Origin of the sequence: Pseudomonas sp. UMAB-08 (assembly GCF_900095225.1) — a bacterium.
GTDB lineage: Bacteria > Pseudomonadota > Gammaproteobacteria > Pseudomonadales > Pseudomonadaceae > Aquipseudomonas.
Genome location: NZ_LT607414.1, coordinates 541524 through 556821, shown reverse-complemented (window position 1 = coordinate 556821; position 15298 = coordinate 541524). Strand labels below are relative to the sequence as shown.

The 15298-nt window shown below is 57.7% G+C and carries 9 protein-coding genes; 3 read left to right on the top strand and 6 right to left on the bottom strand.

From position 1 onward, the window contains the following. The 4 genes from K0F75_RS02415 to K0F75_RS02400 form a co-directional block, all read right to left on the bottom strand. A partial coding sequence (locus tag K0F75_RS02415) for a PLP-dependent aminotransferase family protein (RefSeq protein ID WP_257604237.1) occupies window positions 1-1195 on the bottom strand: 1195 nt, incomplete at its 3' end. A gap of 58 nt (window positions 1196-1253) precedes the next feature. After that, window positions 1254-2666, bottom strand: coding sequence for a cytochrome c oxidase accessory protein CcoG (gene ccoG / locus K0F75_RS02410; protein ID WP_219060157.1), 1413 nt, complete (start codon window positions 2664-2666; stop codon window positions 1254-1256). Window positions 2667-2988: 322 nt separating this feature from the next. Beyond that, a complete protein-coding gene (locus K0F75_RS02405) occupies window positions 2989-3210 on the bottom strand; it encodes a DUF3203 family protein (protein ID WP_219060156.1) in 222 nt (73 codons plus the stop codon). Then, window positions 3191-3409, bottom strand: coding sequence for a hypothetical protein (locus K0F75_RS02400; RefSeq protein WP_219060155.1), 219 nt, complete (start codon window positions 3407-3409; stop codon window positions 3191-3193). Before K0F75_RS02400 ends, K0F75_RS02405 begins: the two co-directional genes overlap by 20 nt. Window positions 3410-3679: 270 nt before the next feature. On the opposite strand from K0F75_RS02400, the gene K0F75_RS02395 reads away from it, so the two are divergent. Genes K0F75_RS02395 through glgB form a run of 3 tightly spaced genes read left to right on the top strand, consistent with a single transcriptional unit; the run spans window position 3680 to window position 11274 of the window. Beyond that, complete coding sequence (locus K0F75_RS02395; protein WP_219060154.1) at window positions 3680-5710, top strand: alpha-1,4-glucan--maltose-1-phosphate maltosyltransferase; 2031 nt, start codon at window positions 3680-3682, stop codon at window positions 5708-5710. Between the two features lie 12 nt (window positions 5711-5722). Beyond that, complete coding sequence (gene treS / locus K0F75_RS02390) at window positions 5723-9046, top strand: maltose alpha-D-glucosyltransferase (RefSeq protein WP_219060153.1); 3324 nt, start codon at window positions 5723-5725, stop codon at window positions 9044-9046. Then, complete coding sequence (gene glgB / locus K0F75_RS02385) at window positions 9046-11274, top strand: 1,4-alpha-glucan branching protein GlgB (protein WP_219060152.1); 2229 nt, start codon at window positions 9046-9048, stop codon at window positions 11272-11274. The genes treS and glgB overlap by 1 nt, the downstream gene beginning before the upstream one ends. 36 nt (window positions 11275-11310) lie before the next feature. Here the strand turns inward: glgB and K0F75_RS02380 are convergent, their stop codons facing one another. Together K0F75_RS02380 and K0F75_RS02375 are read right to left on the bottom strand one after the other, a co-directional pair. Further along, window positions 11311-13854 (bottom strand): autotransporter outer membrane beta-barrel domain-containing protein, encoded by a 2544-nt coding sequence (locus K0F75_RS02380; protein ID WP_219060151.1) that lies wholly within the window; start codon window positions 13852-13854, stop codon window positions 11311-11313. 229 nt (window positions 13855-14083) lie between these two features. Continuing rightward, window positions 14084-15286 carry an MFS transporter gene (locus K0F75_RS02375; RefSeq protein ID WP_219060150.1) on the bottom strand — a complete coding sequence of 401 codons (1203 nt, stop codon included), beginning with the start codon at window positions 15284-15286 and terminating at the stop codon, window positions 14084-14086. Window positions 15287-15298 lie beyond the last annotated feature (12 nt).

Below are 15298 nucleotides of genomic sequence, written 5' to 3'. Positions count from 1 at the left end.
CTGCGGGCTGGCTGACCCGCGTCTGCGCGGGGAAGTGGCGGGCGATGGCGCTGAGCATGGCGCTTTGTTGTTCTTCCAGGGCATAGCGCAGTTTGCGCAGATGCCGGTCGTAGCCGCCGTGCTGCAGATAGTCGGCGATAGCAGCCTGAGCGGGCATCGACGCGCACAGCGATGTCATCAGTTTCAGGCGCTCGATTTTCTGCGCATAACGTCCGGCAGCGACCCAACCGATCCGGTAACCCGGCGCCAGGCTTTTAGCAAACGAGCCGCAATGCATTACCAGCCCTTCAGTGTCGAAGGCTTTCGCCGGCTTCGGCGCTTGCGGGCTGTAATACAGTTCGGCGTAGACGTCATCTTCAATCAACGGCACTTGGTGCTGGCGCAGCAACGCCACTAACTCGCGTTTCTTGGCTTCGGGCATGGAGGCGCCCATCGGGTTCTGAAAGCTGGTCATGCACCAGCACGCTTTGATCGGGTGGCGCTCGAGGGTTTGTGCGAGCACGCCCAGATCGATGCCGTCGCGTGGGTGCACCGGAATTTCCACGGCTTTGAGCTTCAGGCGTTCCAGCACTTGCAGGCAGGCATAGAACGCCGGGGCTTCTATCGCCACCAGATCACCCGGCTCAGTGACCGCTTGCAGGCACAGATTCAGGGCTTCCAGCGCGCCGTTGGTGATCAGCAGCTCCTCCATGGGCAGCATCAGGCCGCCGACCATGTACCGTAACGCTATCTGCCGGCGCAATTGCGGGTTGCCCGGTGACATATCGGTGACCACCATGCGCGGGTCCATCTGCCGGCTCGCGCTGGCCAGCGAGCGTGCCAGTCGTTGCAGCGGAAACAGCGTCGGGCTTGGGAATGCCGAGCCAAACGGCACGGTCTGCGGATCTTTGATCGAGTCGAGTACCGAGAACACCAACTCGCTGACATCCACCTCAGTGGACTCGCTGGCCTGTGTGCTGATCACCGGCTCGGAAAACTGCCGTAGCACATTATTGTTGACGAAGTAACCGGAGCGCGGCCGCGCCCGGATCAGCCCGCGTCGTTCCAGCAGGTAATAGGCCTGGAACACCGTCGAGGGGCTGACCCCATAAGTCTGGCTGGCATAACGCACCGAGGGCACGCGCTGACCGGGGCCGAGCACCCCGGAGCGGATCAGTTCAGCGATATCGTCTGCAAACTTTTCATAACGTTTCATCGGTTCTCGCTGACTGGCGGTCTGACGGGGAGGTGAGGCAAGCACCACTTTAAAGGGATCAGCGATTGAGCGGGGCGACAAACCGGCTTTTTGCCAGGCTGCGTACGCTGGCGTCATCGCTGTCCACCACTTCAAAGCTGATGGTTTGCGAACCGCTGCTCGGGTGCTCGGCGATCATTGTCACGGACACGGGGAAATCGAAGATTTCCCCCGCAGCGAGGCTGACCTCGGTTTTGCCCTGTAGCTGGAAGCCGTCCCCATCGACAAGCGTCAGATGATACTGCTGACGCTGCTGGGTTTTATTGATGATTTTCAGGCTGTAGATGTTTTCGATCTGGCCTTGGCTGTTTTCCCTGAACAGGCCCCGGTCCTTGCTGACGTCCAGCGAGACCATGGGCCGCTCGACCAGCGCCAGTACCAGCGCGCCGATCATCACCAGCAATACGGCGCAGTAGCCGATCAAGCGTGGCCGCAGCAGACGGGTCTGACCGCCTTGCAATACGGCTTCCGAGGTGTAACTCACCAGACCACGGGCATAGCCCATTTTGTCCATGATCGAGTCACACGCATCGATACATGCTGCGCAGCCAATGCACTCCATCTGCAAGCCGTCACGGATGTCGATACCGGTCGGGCATACCTGCACGCACATCTGGCAATCGATACAGTCACCCAAACCTACTGACGCTGGATCGACCTCACGTTTACGCGGGCCACGGTTTTCACCGCGAGCGGCGTCGTAGGAAACGGTAAGCGTGTCTTTGTCGAACATCACGCTTTGAAAACGCGCATAGGGGCACATGTGCATGCAGACGGCTTCACGCAGCCAGCCAGCATTGATATAGGTCGCGCCCGCGAAAAACAGCACCCAGAACAGACTGACGCCACTCAACTGCAAGGTCAGCAGCTCATTGGCCAGCGGGCGAATCGGGGTGAAATAGCCGACGAAGGTCAGACCGGTCAATACGCTGATCGCCAGCCACAGACTGTGCTTGGCCGAGCGCCGCAGCAGTTTGTTCACGCCCCAGGGTGCAGCCTGAAGTTTGATCCGCTGATTGCGCTCACCCTCGGTGAGCTTCTCGCACCACATGAAAATCCAGGTCCAGGAACTCTGCGGGCAGGTGTATCCACACCAGACTCTTCCTGCGAATACCGTGATGGCGAACAAGCCAAAGGCACAGATGATCAGCAACGCCGACAGCAGAATGAAGTCCTGCGGCCAGAATGTCGCCCCGAAAATATGAAATTTACTGTCGGCCAAATCCCAAAGCACAGCCTGACGTCCGCCCCAATCGAGCCAGACGGTGCCAAAGAACAGCAGGAACAGAAACCCCGCGCCGCTCACACGTAAATTGCGGAACAGCCCGGTAAAGCTGCGGGTATGAATCAAATTATCACTGGACTTGACCTTCACATTTGCTCTGGAAGGTTCGACGCGTTCAATGATCTGGACAGGAATTCTTTCGCTCATGGTCGGATGCTCATCAGCCTGTATCAGGCCAATGAACTATGAGCGAGCAACTGATTGCATAACAGACTCAGGTATTTGATAAAAAAGCGGATCAGATGAGGTTTTGTCCCAGTGCTGTGCTGGGTTTTTTATCTGTATAGCGGTATGTGTTCACCCTGTTTTTCGCCTATCCCATCGAGAAGTTTCGAGTGTCAGCCGGTGAACCTCGGCGACCTGAGAGCTCGATAGTGGATTATTTTCTCGGCAGCACCGCCGCAGTAAACGGCAGTACTGTGCCGGGACAAATCGTCGTAAGGTTGAGCCTGGAACAGAGTCTGGCGTGTCACTCCACAACGGTGTTATGCCGATCGTCTCGCGCGCCACGGGTGAGCAGGCTCTCGGCTTCGGCTTCGGTGATGGGCACGCTTTTGCCACCCACTTGCGCTTCAGACATGTGCGTGGCGTCATTGGTGACAATCACCACCTCGCTGACAAGGCTTTGATAGCGGACGTCCTCGATCAATGCGGAGCAATGCGTGTTGGTGCTATCGAATTCCAGAGGCATGGGTGTACTCCTTGAAAAAAATTGACTCAGGTAGATAACGTTCAAGAATAGCGGGAGGTTCTGCGGCAGGCGGATCGCCCTTAGGTGGCTCGGACGTTGGTGGCATCGTGGGTGGCGGCTCCTGCTCAGGCTTTGGCACGGGCAATGCTGGATCGTCGATCATCGGATCGGGCGTTTCGGCGGGGATAGGGATATTCATCAGTTTCATCTCCTGGTCCCTTCGGTTTATGGATTTTTCCGACGGTTGATGAGTTGGACATCTGAACTGTGCAAAAGACTCCGACCATTGCTAAAGCTCGGACTAAGCTCATCCTCGCTGTTAAACCCTTTTGAACTTTTACTATAGGCTGGGGCTCGGAACCTATGCGGCCCGGCGAGGAATATCAGCGCAGGAATGGGCTCGCTCATTTTTTCAATCGCACATATTTTGCGCAAGAGCGTCTTTAAAGGGCGTGAGGAGTGATGCTCGATGAATGTGACCGCTGATCAGCCCTACGGCCCGGATTCTTTGGCCAGTGACGTTCCACACCCGACCCGACCTCTGACGTTGACCCAGGCCCTGCAATTACCGCGGATCGTGATCGAAAACACGATGCCAGTGATTGAGGGCGGGTTATTTGCGGTAAAGGCAATCATCGGGCAGCCGGTGAGTGTGACCAGTAAAGTATTTGCCGATGGCCACGACAAGCTGGCGGTGCTGATACGGTGGCGTGCCGCCGATGAAGAGCACTGGCACAGTACTCACATGCAAGAGCGGGTCAATGACAGCTGGGAAGGCGAGTTCACCCCGACGTCGGTGGCCCGTTACGTCTTCAGGCTCGAGGCCTGGATCGATCAGTTCGCCAGCTATCGCTATGAGCTGCGAAAAAAGCATGGCGCTGGGGTGCCGATCCATCTGGAGTTGGAGGAGGGCCGCGTTCATTTAGTCCAGGCCGCTGAACGCAGCCAGGCTGAACTACGACAGCAAATCAGTGCAGTGATCGAGCGGTTTGGGCAGAGCGAGCCCGCGGCTCAGGTCGCGTTGCTGCTGCACAGTGAAACGGCGGCGCTGATGGCCCAGGCCGAGAATCATGCCTACCTGAGCCGTAGCGTCGAATTCCCGCTGGATGTAGAACGTGAACGGGCGCAGTTCGCCAGTTGGTATGAGTTGTTTCCGCGTTCGGTGACTGAAGATCCAGCGCGCCACGGCACCTTCAATGACGTGCTGTTTCGTCTGCCAATGATTCGGGACATGGGTTTCGATGTGCTGTATTTTCCGCCGATCCATCCTATCGGCCGCGCCCATCGCAAGGGGCCGAATAACTCGCTGCAAGCGGGGCCTGACGACCCGGGTAGCCCTTACGCCATCGGTAGCGCCGACGGTGGGCATGACGCGATTCACTCGGAACTGGGTAGCCGCGAGGATTTCCGTAATCTGGTGAAGACCGCTGCTGAGTACGGCCTCGAGGTTGCTCTGGATTTTGCCATCCAGTGCTCACAGGATCATCCGTGGCTCAAGGAACATCCGGGCTGGTTCTCCTGGCGCCCGGACGGCAGCATCCGTTACGCGGAAAACCCGCCGAAGAAATACCAGGACATCGTCAACGTCGACTTCTATGCCCCCGACGCGATCCCCAGTTTGTGGCTGGAGTTGCGTGACATCGTCCTGGGCTGGATCGAGGAGGGCGTAAAAATCTTTCGCGTCGATAATCCGCACACCAAACCGCTGCCTTTCTGGCAGTGGATGATTGCTGATATTCGCAGCCAGTACCCTGAGGTGATGTTCCTCGCTGAAGCGTTCACCAAGCCAGCGATGATGGCGCGATTGGGCAAGGTCGGGTACTCCCAGAGCTATACGTATTTCACCTGGCGCAACACCAAGTCCGAGTTGGCGGAGTATTTCACGCAGTTGAACCAGTTGCCGTGGCGCGATTGCTACCGGCCGAACTTCTTCGTGAACACGCCCGACATCAACCCGTTCTTTCTGCATGAGTCCGGCCGCGCAGGCTTCTTGATTCGTGCGGTGCTGGCAGCCATGGGCTCTGGTCTGTGGGGCATGTATTCCGGGTTTGAATTGTGCGAAGCAGCGCCGGTGCCAGGTAAGGAAGAGTACCTGGACTCGGAGAAATATCAGCTGCGGCCTCGGGACTACAACGCGCCGGGCAACATCATTGCCGAAATTGCTCAACTCAATCGTATCCGTCGACAGAACCCTGCGCTGCAAACGCACTTGGGCCTGAAAATCTACAACGCCTGGAATGACAACATTTTGTATTTCGGCAAGCGCAGCGCCGATGGCAGCAACTTTGTTCTGGTGGCTGTCAGCCTCGACCCTGTCAACGCCCAGGAAGCGCATTTTGAGTTGCCGTTGTGGGAAATGGGGCTGCCTGACGACGTGGCGACTTCGGGTGAAGACCTGATGACGGGCCATCGCTGGACCTGGTATGGCAAAACACAGTGGATGCGTATCGAGCCTTGGCATCAACCTTTCGGCATCTGGCGTATTCAGACCACGGATTAAAAGGAATCAACGATGGCAAAGAAACCCAGGCACGCAGCCTTCATCAATGACCCGCTGTGGTACAAGGACGCGGTCATTTATCAGGTTCATGTAAAGTCATTTTTTGATTCAAATAACGATGGGATCGGCGATTTTCCCGGCCTGATCGCCAAGCTCGACTACATCGCCGAGCTGGGGGTCAATACTGTCTGGCTGCTGCCGTTCTACCCCTCGCCACGCCGTGATGATGGCTATGACATTGCCGATTACCGAGGCGTGCATGCCGATTACGGGACGATGGCCGATGCCAAGAAGTTCATCGCTGAAGCCCATGCTCGCGGTCTGCGGGTGATCACCGAATTGGTCATTAATCACACCTCGGACCAGCACCCATGGTTCCAGAAAGCCCGTGCGGCCAAACGTGGCTCCAAGGCACGGGATTTTTACGTGTGGTCGGACAGTGATCAGAAGTACGACGGCACCCGAATCATTTTTCTCGACACCGAAAAGTCCAACTGGACCTGGGACCCGGTTGCCGGCCAATACTTCTGGCACCGTTTTTATTCCCACCAGCCAGACCTCAACTTCGACAATCCGCATGTGATGGATGCGGTACTGCAAGTGATGCGCTACTGGCTGGACATGGGCATCGATGGCCTGCGCCTGGATGCGATCCCGTACCTGATCGAGCGCGACGGCACTAATAACGAAAACCTGCCCGAGACCCATAAGCTACTTAAGCGGATCCGTGCCGAAATCGATGCCAATTACCCGGACCGCATGCTGCTGGCCGAAGCCAATCAATGGCCGGAAGACACGCAGCTGTACTTCGGTGATACAAAAGGCAATGACGGCGATGAGTGCCACATGGCATTCCACTTCCCACTGATGCCGCGCATGTACATGGCCGTGGCACAGGAAGACCGCTTTCCGATTACCGATATTCTGCGCCAGACGCCCGAAATTCCTGCGAACTGTCAGTGGGCAATTTTCCTGCGCAATCACGATGAGCTGACCCTGGAAATGGTCACTGATCGCGAGCGTGATTACTTGTGGAATTACTACGCTGCCGACCGCCGGGCCCGGATCAATCTGGGCATCCGTCGACGTCTGGCGCCACTGGTGCAGCGTGATCGACGTCGCGTCGAGTTACTCAACAGCATGCTGCTGTCGATGCCCGGCACGCCGACGTTGTACTACGGTGATGAAATCGGCATGGGCGATAACATTTATCTGGGCGACCGTGATGGCGTGCGCACGCCGATGCAATGGTCCATCGACCGCAACGGCGGCTTTTCCCGTGCGGACCCGGCAAGCCTGGTGCTGCCGCCGATCATGGACCCGCTGTACGGGTATCAATCGGTCAATGTCGAGACCCAGAACAACGACCCGCATTCGCTGCTGAACTGGAATCGACGGATGTTGACAGTGCGTAAGCAGCAGAAAGCATTCGGCCGTGGCACCTTGAAAATGCTTTCGCCCACCAACCGTCGAATTCTGGCCTACACCCGCGAGTACACGGGGCCGGACGGCAAGACTGAAATTATTCTGTGTGTGGCCAACGTCTCCAGCGCGGCTCAGGCGGCGGAACTTGAACTGTCGCCGTTTGCCGGCATGGTTCCGGTTGAGATGCTCGGTGGCAGCGCATTCCCACCCGTCGGCCAGCTTCCGTACCTGCTGACGTTGCCACCCTATGGCTTTTATTGGTTCCTGCTGGCGGCGGAAAACCAAATGCCGAGCTGGCACGTGGAACCGGCGATAAGCATGCCGGACTTCCCGACCCTGGTGTTGAAAAAACGCCTCGAAGAGCTACTGGACGAGCCGTTGCGCAGCACCATGGAGAAGACGTCGTTGATGCTCTATCTGCCTAAGCGCCGTTGGTTTGCGGGTAAGGACAAGCCTATCGATCAGGTGAGTATTGTTTACGCAGTACGCTTTGGCGACGCGCAGCATCCGGTGCTGTTGAGTGAAATTGAAGTCATCGCGGGCGATCATCAAGGTCGCTACCAACTGCCCTTCGGTCTATTGGCCGAAGATGACATCAGCAGCGCGTTGCCTCAGCAGTTAGCGTTGGCTCGCGTACGGCGCGGCCGTCAAGTCGGCCTGATCACGGACGCCTTTACGCTGGAGACCTTCATTCGCGCAGTCATTCAGGGCATGCAGGCCAAGACGGTACTGCCGTGCAGTGAAGGCGAGTTGCGCTTTGAGTACACCCCGGCAATGGCCGGCTTGGGTTTGAACAACGAATCCGAAGTACGTTACCTCTCGGCTGAGCAGTCCAACAGTTCCGTGGTGGTCGGTGGCAGCCTTGTCCTGAAAATGATCCGTCGTGTCAGTGCGGGCACTCACCCGGAACTGGAAATGGGCGCGTACCTGACCGCGGCCGGCTTTGGGTATATATCACCGTTGCTGGGCTCGGTCGTGCGTATTGATAAGCAAGGGCAAAGCAATTTACTGATGATTGCTCAGGGTTATCTGAGTAACCAGGGTGATGCCTGGGAATGGACCCAGAACAACCTTGAGCGGGCAGTGCGTGATGAACTGTCCCACGGCCGTTCTGAGCAGGAACAGCATTACAACGCCCTGTTGGAACTGTCGGATTTCGCTGCCTTGTTGGGGCAACGTCTTGGCGAGATGCACCAAATACTGGCAGCGCCGACCGATAATCCGGATTTCGCCGCCGAACCCACCCGTGTCAAAGACAGCCAGCAATTGGGCAGCAGCGTGGCAGCTCAGCTGGAGCGTGCCCTGCAGTTGCTCGAACAACACGCAGTCAGTCTTGAGCCCGTCGACCAAGCCCTGGTTACTGAGCTGCTGAGCAAGCGCGAGCAGGTGATGGCATACATTCAGGCGCTGGCAAAACGTTCTGTGGGTGGCTTGCGCCTGCGCGTGCACGGTGATTTACACTTGGGCCAGGTGCTGGTGGTCAAAGGTGATGCCTATTTGATTGACTTTGAGGGCGAACCCGCGCGTTCATTGACCGAACGCCGAGCCAAATACAGTCCGTTCAAGGATGTCAGTGGTGTGTTGCGATCATTCGATTACGCGGCTGCCATGGCGGTGCGTAATGCGCGAAGCGTGGACACCTCGGCTGAAGCCGCGACCGCTCGACAACGCGTGGCGCAAACCTATTTGACCGAGGCTCGTCAGGCCTTTCTCGACGGTTATCGTCGGGCGACCACTGACCTGGCCCACGGCTGGGAAGACGCGAAGGGCGAGAGCGCCACGCTGGAATTATTTACCCTGGAAAAAACTGCCTATGAAGTTGTCTACGAAGCCGAGCATCGCCCCAGCTGGTTGGCCGTACCTTTGCAAGGCTTACGTGGGCTGCTGACCTTGTCTGATGGAGAATTATAATGAATGCACCTAAGGAAAACGGCAGGGGCATATCGGGATTGCTGCCCGGGGCCGCCGATATGGATGCGTTGATCCGCGCCGAACATCATGACCCATTCTCCATGCTTGGCCCCCGTGACGATGGTGCGGGCGGGCAGTTTATTCGTGCGTACCTGCCCGACGCGTTAAGTGTGAGCGTGCTGTCGCGCGAGGGTGAGCAGGAGCTGGGGACCCTTGAAATGAGCGAGGTCCCGGGTTTTTTCGCCGGACATTTCCCTCGCGCACAGCCTTACTTATTAAAAATCAACTGGGCTGGCGGCGAGCAAATCACCGAAGACCCTTACAGCTTCGGCCCGTTGTTGGGCGAGATGGACCTGTATTTGTTTGCCGAAGGCAATCACCGGGATCTGAGCAGTTGCCTGGGTGCGCAGGTCAAGAATGTCGACGGTATCGACGGTGTGCGCTTCTCTGTATGGGCACCCAATGCGCGGCGCGCGTCGGTGGTCGGCGGCTTCAATAATTGGGACGGTCGCCGTCACCCGATGCGTTTGCGTCACCCCACAGGGGTTTGGGAAATATTCATTCCCCGGCTCAAGCCCGGTGAAGCGTACAAATATGAAATTCTGGGTGCCAATGGAATTCTGCCACTCAAGGCCGACCCTATGGCCCTGGCCACCCAGTTGCCGCCAGACACGGCGTCGGTGGTAGCGGCACCGTTGCAATTCGACTGGCAAGACAATGGCTGGATGCAATCGCGGGGCGAGCGTCACGTGGCGAGCGCGCCATTGTCGATCTATGAGTTACATGCGGGCTCCTGGCAGCTTGATCACAGCGATGAGTTTGTTGTTCGCCAATACAACTGGCACGAACTGGGCGAGCGCCTGATTCCCTATATCAAGGAGTTGGGCTTTACCCATATCGAACTGATGCCAATCATGGAGCATCCGTTTGGCGGCTCATGGGGTTATCAGCCTCTTTCGCAGTTTGCCCCGACGGCTCGTTTCGGCTCGCCAGATGACTTTGCTGCTTTCGTCAACGCTTGCCACCAGGCCGATATTGGCGTGATCCTCGATTGGGTGCCCGCGCATTTCCCGACCGATACTCACGGTTTGGCGCAATTCGATGGCACCGCTCTGTATGAGTACGGCAATCCGCAGGAAGGTTTCCACCAGGATTGGGACACGCTGATTTACAACCTGGGCCGCACAGAAGTGCATGGCTTCATGCTCGCGTCGGCATTGCATTGGCTCAAGCATTTCCATGTTGATGGCCTGCGCGTGGATGCCGTGGCCTCAATGCTTTACCGCGACTACTCACGGAAAGCGGGGGAGTGGGTGCCCAATCGCCATGGCGGTCGAGAAAATCTCGAAGCCATTGATTTTTTACGCCATCTCAACGACGTGGTAGCACTGGAGGTGCCCGGCGCGATGGTCATCGCCGAAGAGTCCACGGCCTGGCCCGGCGTCAGCCAGAGCACGCAGCAAGGGGGGTTGGGCTTTTCCTATAAATGGAACATGGGCTGGATGCACGACACCCTGCATTACATGCAGCAGGACCCTATACACCGCGCCCATCACCATGGCGAGCTGAGTTTCGGCCTGATCTACGCCTGGTCCGAGAAGTTCATCCTGCCGATTTCCCACGATGAAGTGGTGCACGGCAAGCATTCGCTCATTGATAAGATGCCCGGTGATCGTTGGCAGAAGTTTGCCAATTTGCGTGCTTATCTGGCGTTCATGTGGACGCACCCAGGCAAAAAACTGTTGTTCATGGGCTGTGAGTTTGGCCAATGGCGCGAGTGGAACCACGACGAGCAACTGGATTGGTATTTGTTGCAGTACGCTGAACACATCGGCGTGAAGAAGCTGGTGAGCGATCTCAACCGTATTTATCGCGAAGTACCGGCACTTCACGAACAGGATTGCGTGCCTCAGGGGTTTCAATGGGTCATCGGTGATGACGCGGCCAATAGCGTTTTTGCCTGGTTGCGCTGGAGCAAGGAGGGCGATCCGGTGTTGGTCGTCGCTAACCTGACGCCTGTGCCTCGCGAGGGGTATCGCATCGGCGTTCCGTTCGCCGGGTTGTGGACCGAACTGCTAAACAGCGATGCGAGCACCTATGCGGGTTCTAACGTCGGCAATGGCGGCGGTGTGCAGACCGAAGACAGTAAAAGCCATGGGATGCCGGTGTCATTGGCGCTGAACCTGCCGCCTTTGGGTGTGTTGATCCTGCGGCCAAAGCTGGATTGATGTCGCCGGGTGCTGCGGCTTGACGCGCCGCAGCACTCACCAGCTTATCCTGACCCCCATATTCCCTGCCATGCCGTTCAAAGAGTGACTGTCCAGGTTGCTGCTGTAATCCGCGCTCAGGTAGAAACTGACATCCGATGCGACTTTTGCCACCACCCCCACGCCGACATCGGCACTGGTCGACCGGTGTTGCGTCTTGATCGTGTCCGCATGGTCGAAAATAACGCTGTCCGAACCGCCAAAGTTACGCCACAGATTACCGCGCACATAGGGCTCTACGGGCATGCCCAAGAGGCTATAGCGGCCTTTGATTCTTGCCCCGACACGACCCGAGGTATACGCCTGGGAGTCGAATGAAACGTCTGAAATACCGTCATTCTGGCTGTCGAGATAGATGTGCTGGTTGATAAGTTGTGCCTGGGGTTCGATCACCCAGTGCTCGGAAACCGGGATCGGATATCCCGCTTCAAGGGACAGGCTCAAAGCATGGCCCTCTGTGTCGATTTTGATGCCTCGGTCGGATCGGCTGTAACCGTCCAGGCGAGTACCCATCGCCACCGCGTCCAGATACCAGCCCTTCGCGTCAGTCAATGTCCAATACGCCCCGAGGCTGTCACCTTCGATTCTCAGCGTGCCGGTTCGACGGTCATGAAAGCCTTCGGCAAAGCCATCGACCTGACCATTTAACTGACTATGGCCGATGAATACTCCTAGCCGTTGCACGTGTCCGTCGCGGGTCTGCATAGCGTATAGATCATGACCGACCTGATAGCCGGAGAGCGTGGCGTCCAGGCCAGGAGCGACCGTGCCGGCCCAGCTTTGCTTGAAGTCGCGGCCATATACCCGTCCCCAGCCTGCAGGCACGGCACCCGTTTCGCGAAGCAGACTTTGTTCGCCCTGGCGGTCATGGAATGTGCCCAGCGCGGCGAGCGTCAACACGGCAGCGGCGGGTGTTACCACTGCATAATTCGGGACCTCCAGGCGATACAGCGGAATTGGCGAGGCACCTGCTATCGCAACCGGCAACGCAGGGGTACCGATGGCCGCTACCGGCGCGACAGCCGCTGGCTGCGCAGTGGTGGGTGAGACGGGCTGCTCGACAGGTGAGGGCAGTGCGACTACTGCGGAGCGGAGGTACCAACTGTTTTCAGAGCCTGCGGTGACGCCGCCTTTGAACAAGTAGTACTGATAAGCGCCTGCTGACACCGAGTTTTTTAGAGAGAAGGCCGAGTTGTCACTGGTCGCGCCATTCGTCGCGTTCACTACCTGAATGCCATTCTGTTGAGTCAGACCACCGACACCACCAAGGTTGCTGACGGAGATTTGCGTCGTACCGGACAGTGTTCCTCGGTCTACTACCAGCCTGTCGCTGGGGGAGGCGTCATCAGCCAATACCGATTGCACCCATAATTGGCCGTTGTTGCCGACGTAATTGCCGTGCACGGTCAGCGTGTCGCTCGCGCTGTTGCTGCCGGTCGTCATGTCGAGGGTGCCCGCGTTATTGAGCGTGGCCAGTTGCCCACTGGTGAAAGGCCTGATGCTCCCCGCGACCGAAGTCACTGCGCTGCTGCTGTCGACATTGAACACACCCGTGCCGGTATCTGCGTCGCCCAGGATAAAGTCGCCAGCAAGGTCAACGCGCGAACCGTTGTCCAGGTTCACTGTTTCCCAGCGGGTGTAACGGGCCGGGGTGGATGAGGAGGTAGCGTCCAGGGTGAGTACGTCAATGCCAGGGCCGCCGTCTATGTTTGGTGTGGTACTGAGGGTTGCTTCATTGAGTGTCCGAAGGATTGCAGTGTCATTGCCTTCGGCCATCAATACGGCCGAGTGGATGATCCCTCCGCCGCTCCAGATGAAGGTGTCATTGCCGAAGCTGGCGCGTATTTCGCCCGTCACCTCACCGCCGCTGATCGTGATGCTGTCATCCCCTCCGCTGACACTGATGTTCCCGCCTATCGTGCCTCCGGACACGATGATGGTGTCCTTGCCAAACCCCGTCACCAGGTTCCCGACAATCCGGCCACCGGACATATCGAAGATATTGTTGTCGAGCTTCATGTCGACTCGACCAATGGTGCCCCCGGTCATTTTGGCGACATCACCATCTTCGAATGCTCCAGTGATGGTGCCCCCGGTCATGAGAAACGTATCGCGACCATCGCCTTGAGCGAGGGATTGGATCGTCCCGCCATTCATGATGAAACTGTCGATTACGCTGCCTTGGCGCACTGCGCCAGAGACCGTCCCCAGGTTGATTTCAAAGCTGTTGGCACCGTCACCTTGATCAACTGTGCCGACGATGCTGCCGGAGTTCATCACGATTCGATCCAGGCCAGGGCCAAAGGTAACGGCGCCATTGACAGTGCCTGTGCCCAGGGCAGGAAATATCAGGGTGTTACTGCCTTGAAGATCGGTCAGCGGACCGCTATTGCCACTGTCGCAGGTAAACGTGTCGTTGCCGGGGGTGGTTACCAGCGTACATGCAGCCCGCGCCTGAACACTCAAGCACATCAATAACAAGGCTGGCATTACGAAGCGGAATGCCGGCAAAGAACCGACATATGCAAATGAATAGATCATGAGCGCTCTCCCTGAGCATATGGCTCAGGGCAAGCTGAATGTTGAAAGTGCCCTTAACCGAACAATCACGGGATCAAGAGGCCTGTTTTGTGATCAGGACCCCTCAAGCACCTATGATTACTCCCTGTTGGTCATCACAGCTAAGAAGTAATAACGTTAAGCGTCAAGGCGTGTGCTGACCGACGGTACTAAAGATGAAGTGGCTTGGATGCTATCCAAACGGTTATGGTCATGACGTTGCGCGGCGAGACAGCAGCAGCGTCAGTGACAGGCCGGCCACCGACAGCACCGCTGCAACGAAGAAAATCCACGCATAACCCAGCCCCAGGACGACGCTGCCCATGACCGGCCCGGCAATGGCCAGCGCCAGGTCGAAGAACACCGCATACGCACTCAAACCCGCGCCCCGACTGGACGTCGGTACCTGTTTGATCGCCTCGACTCCCAGCGCCGGATAGACTAGCGACAGGCCGACACCGGTCAGTCCCGCACCGATCAGCGCGACTGCGGTCGTGGGTGAGATCCACAGCAATACCAGACCGAGGGTTTCGATGGCCATACAGGCCATGGCCGCATTGAAGCCGCCAAATCGGTTGATTGCGTTGATAAAGACCAGCCGCGACAGGATGAAACAAACGCCGAAGACCGTCAGGCAGTACGCCGCGCCATGCCAGCCCCGGCTTAGGTAGAACAGCGTGATAAACGTGGTGAGGGTGCCGTAGCCAATGGAGGCCAGGGTCAGGGTCAGGCCGAAGGGAGCAACCCGGCCAAACACCGACCAAAAAGGCAGGCGTTCGCCATGGATCACGGGTACTGACGGTTTGTTGCGGATCAGCACCAGCGCCAGCAACGAAACAACAGACAAGGCAATCCCCAGGCTGGCAAAGCCCAGGCTGTCGACCATCACCACGCCAACCGGCGCGCCGATGGCGATAGCACCGTAGGACGCGATGCCGTTCCAGGAAATCGCCCGGGCAGTGTGTCCCATGCCGACCTGGCCGATGCACCAACTGATTGTGCCCACGCCGATCAGTCCTTGTGCCACGCCAAGACACACACGGCCGATGATCAGTATTGTCAGGCTCGCCATGGGCTGGCTGTCGAGCAGTGTCGCTAGCAAGGTCAGCAGGCCACTGACGGCAATGCCTGACAGGCCATAAACAATCGCGCGTTTGGTGCCGATACTGTCTGCAACACGCCCGGCCAAGGGCCGACTGAGCAGCGTCGACAAGTACTGTGAACCGATGGTCACCCCGGCAATGACCGCGCTGAAACCCAATTGATCGTGGACGTAACCCGGTATCACGGCAATCGGCAGACCGATACACAGAAAGGCAATGAAGGTATAGAACACGATGGAGACGATCTGCAGAGTGATCGACATAGAGCTGGATGGTTGAGTCTGGAGGTGCGGAGGTTGTACGGCAGACATGGGGCTCGTTCG

Coding starts and splice junctions, on each gene's coding strand:
- ccoG (WP_219060157.1), bottom strand. CDS start 2,666: ATGAGCGAAAGAATTCCTGTCCAGATCATTGAACGCGTCGAACCTTCC.
- K0F75_RS02375 (WP_219060150.1), bottom strand. CDS start 15,286: ATGTCTGCCGTACAACCTCCGCACCTCCAGACTCAACCATCCAGCTCT.
- glgB (WP_219060152.1), top strand. CDS start 9,046: ATGAATGCACCTAAGGAAAACGGCAGGGGCATATCGGGATTGCTGCCC.
- K0F75_RS02380 (WP_219060151.1), bottom strand. CDS start 13,854: ATGATCTATTCATTTGCATATGTCGGTTCTTTGCCGGCATTCCGCTTC.
- treS (WP_219060153.1), top strand. CDS start 5,723: ATGGCAAAGAAACCCAGGCACGCAGCCTTCATCAATGACCCGCTGTGG.
- K0F75_RS02395 (WP_219060154.1), top strand. CDS start 3,680: ATGAATGTGACCGCTGATCAGCCCTACGGCCCGGATTCTTTGGCCAGT.
- K0F75_RS02400 (WP_219060155.1), bottom strand. CDS start 3,409: ATGAATATCCCTATCCCCGCCGAAACGCCCGATCCGATGATCGACGAT.
- K0F75_RS02405 (WP_219060156.1), bottom strand. CDS start 3,210: ATGCCTCTGGAATTCGATAGCACCAACACGCATTGCTCCGCATTGATC.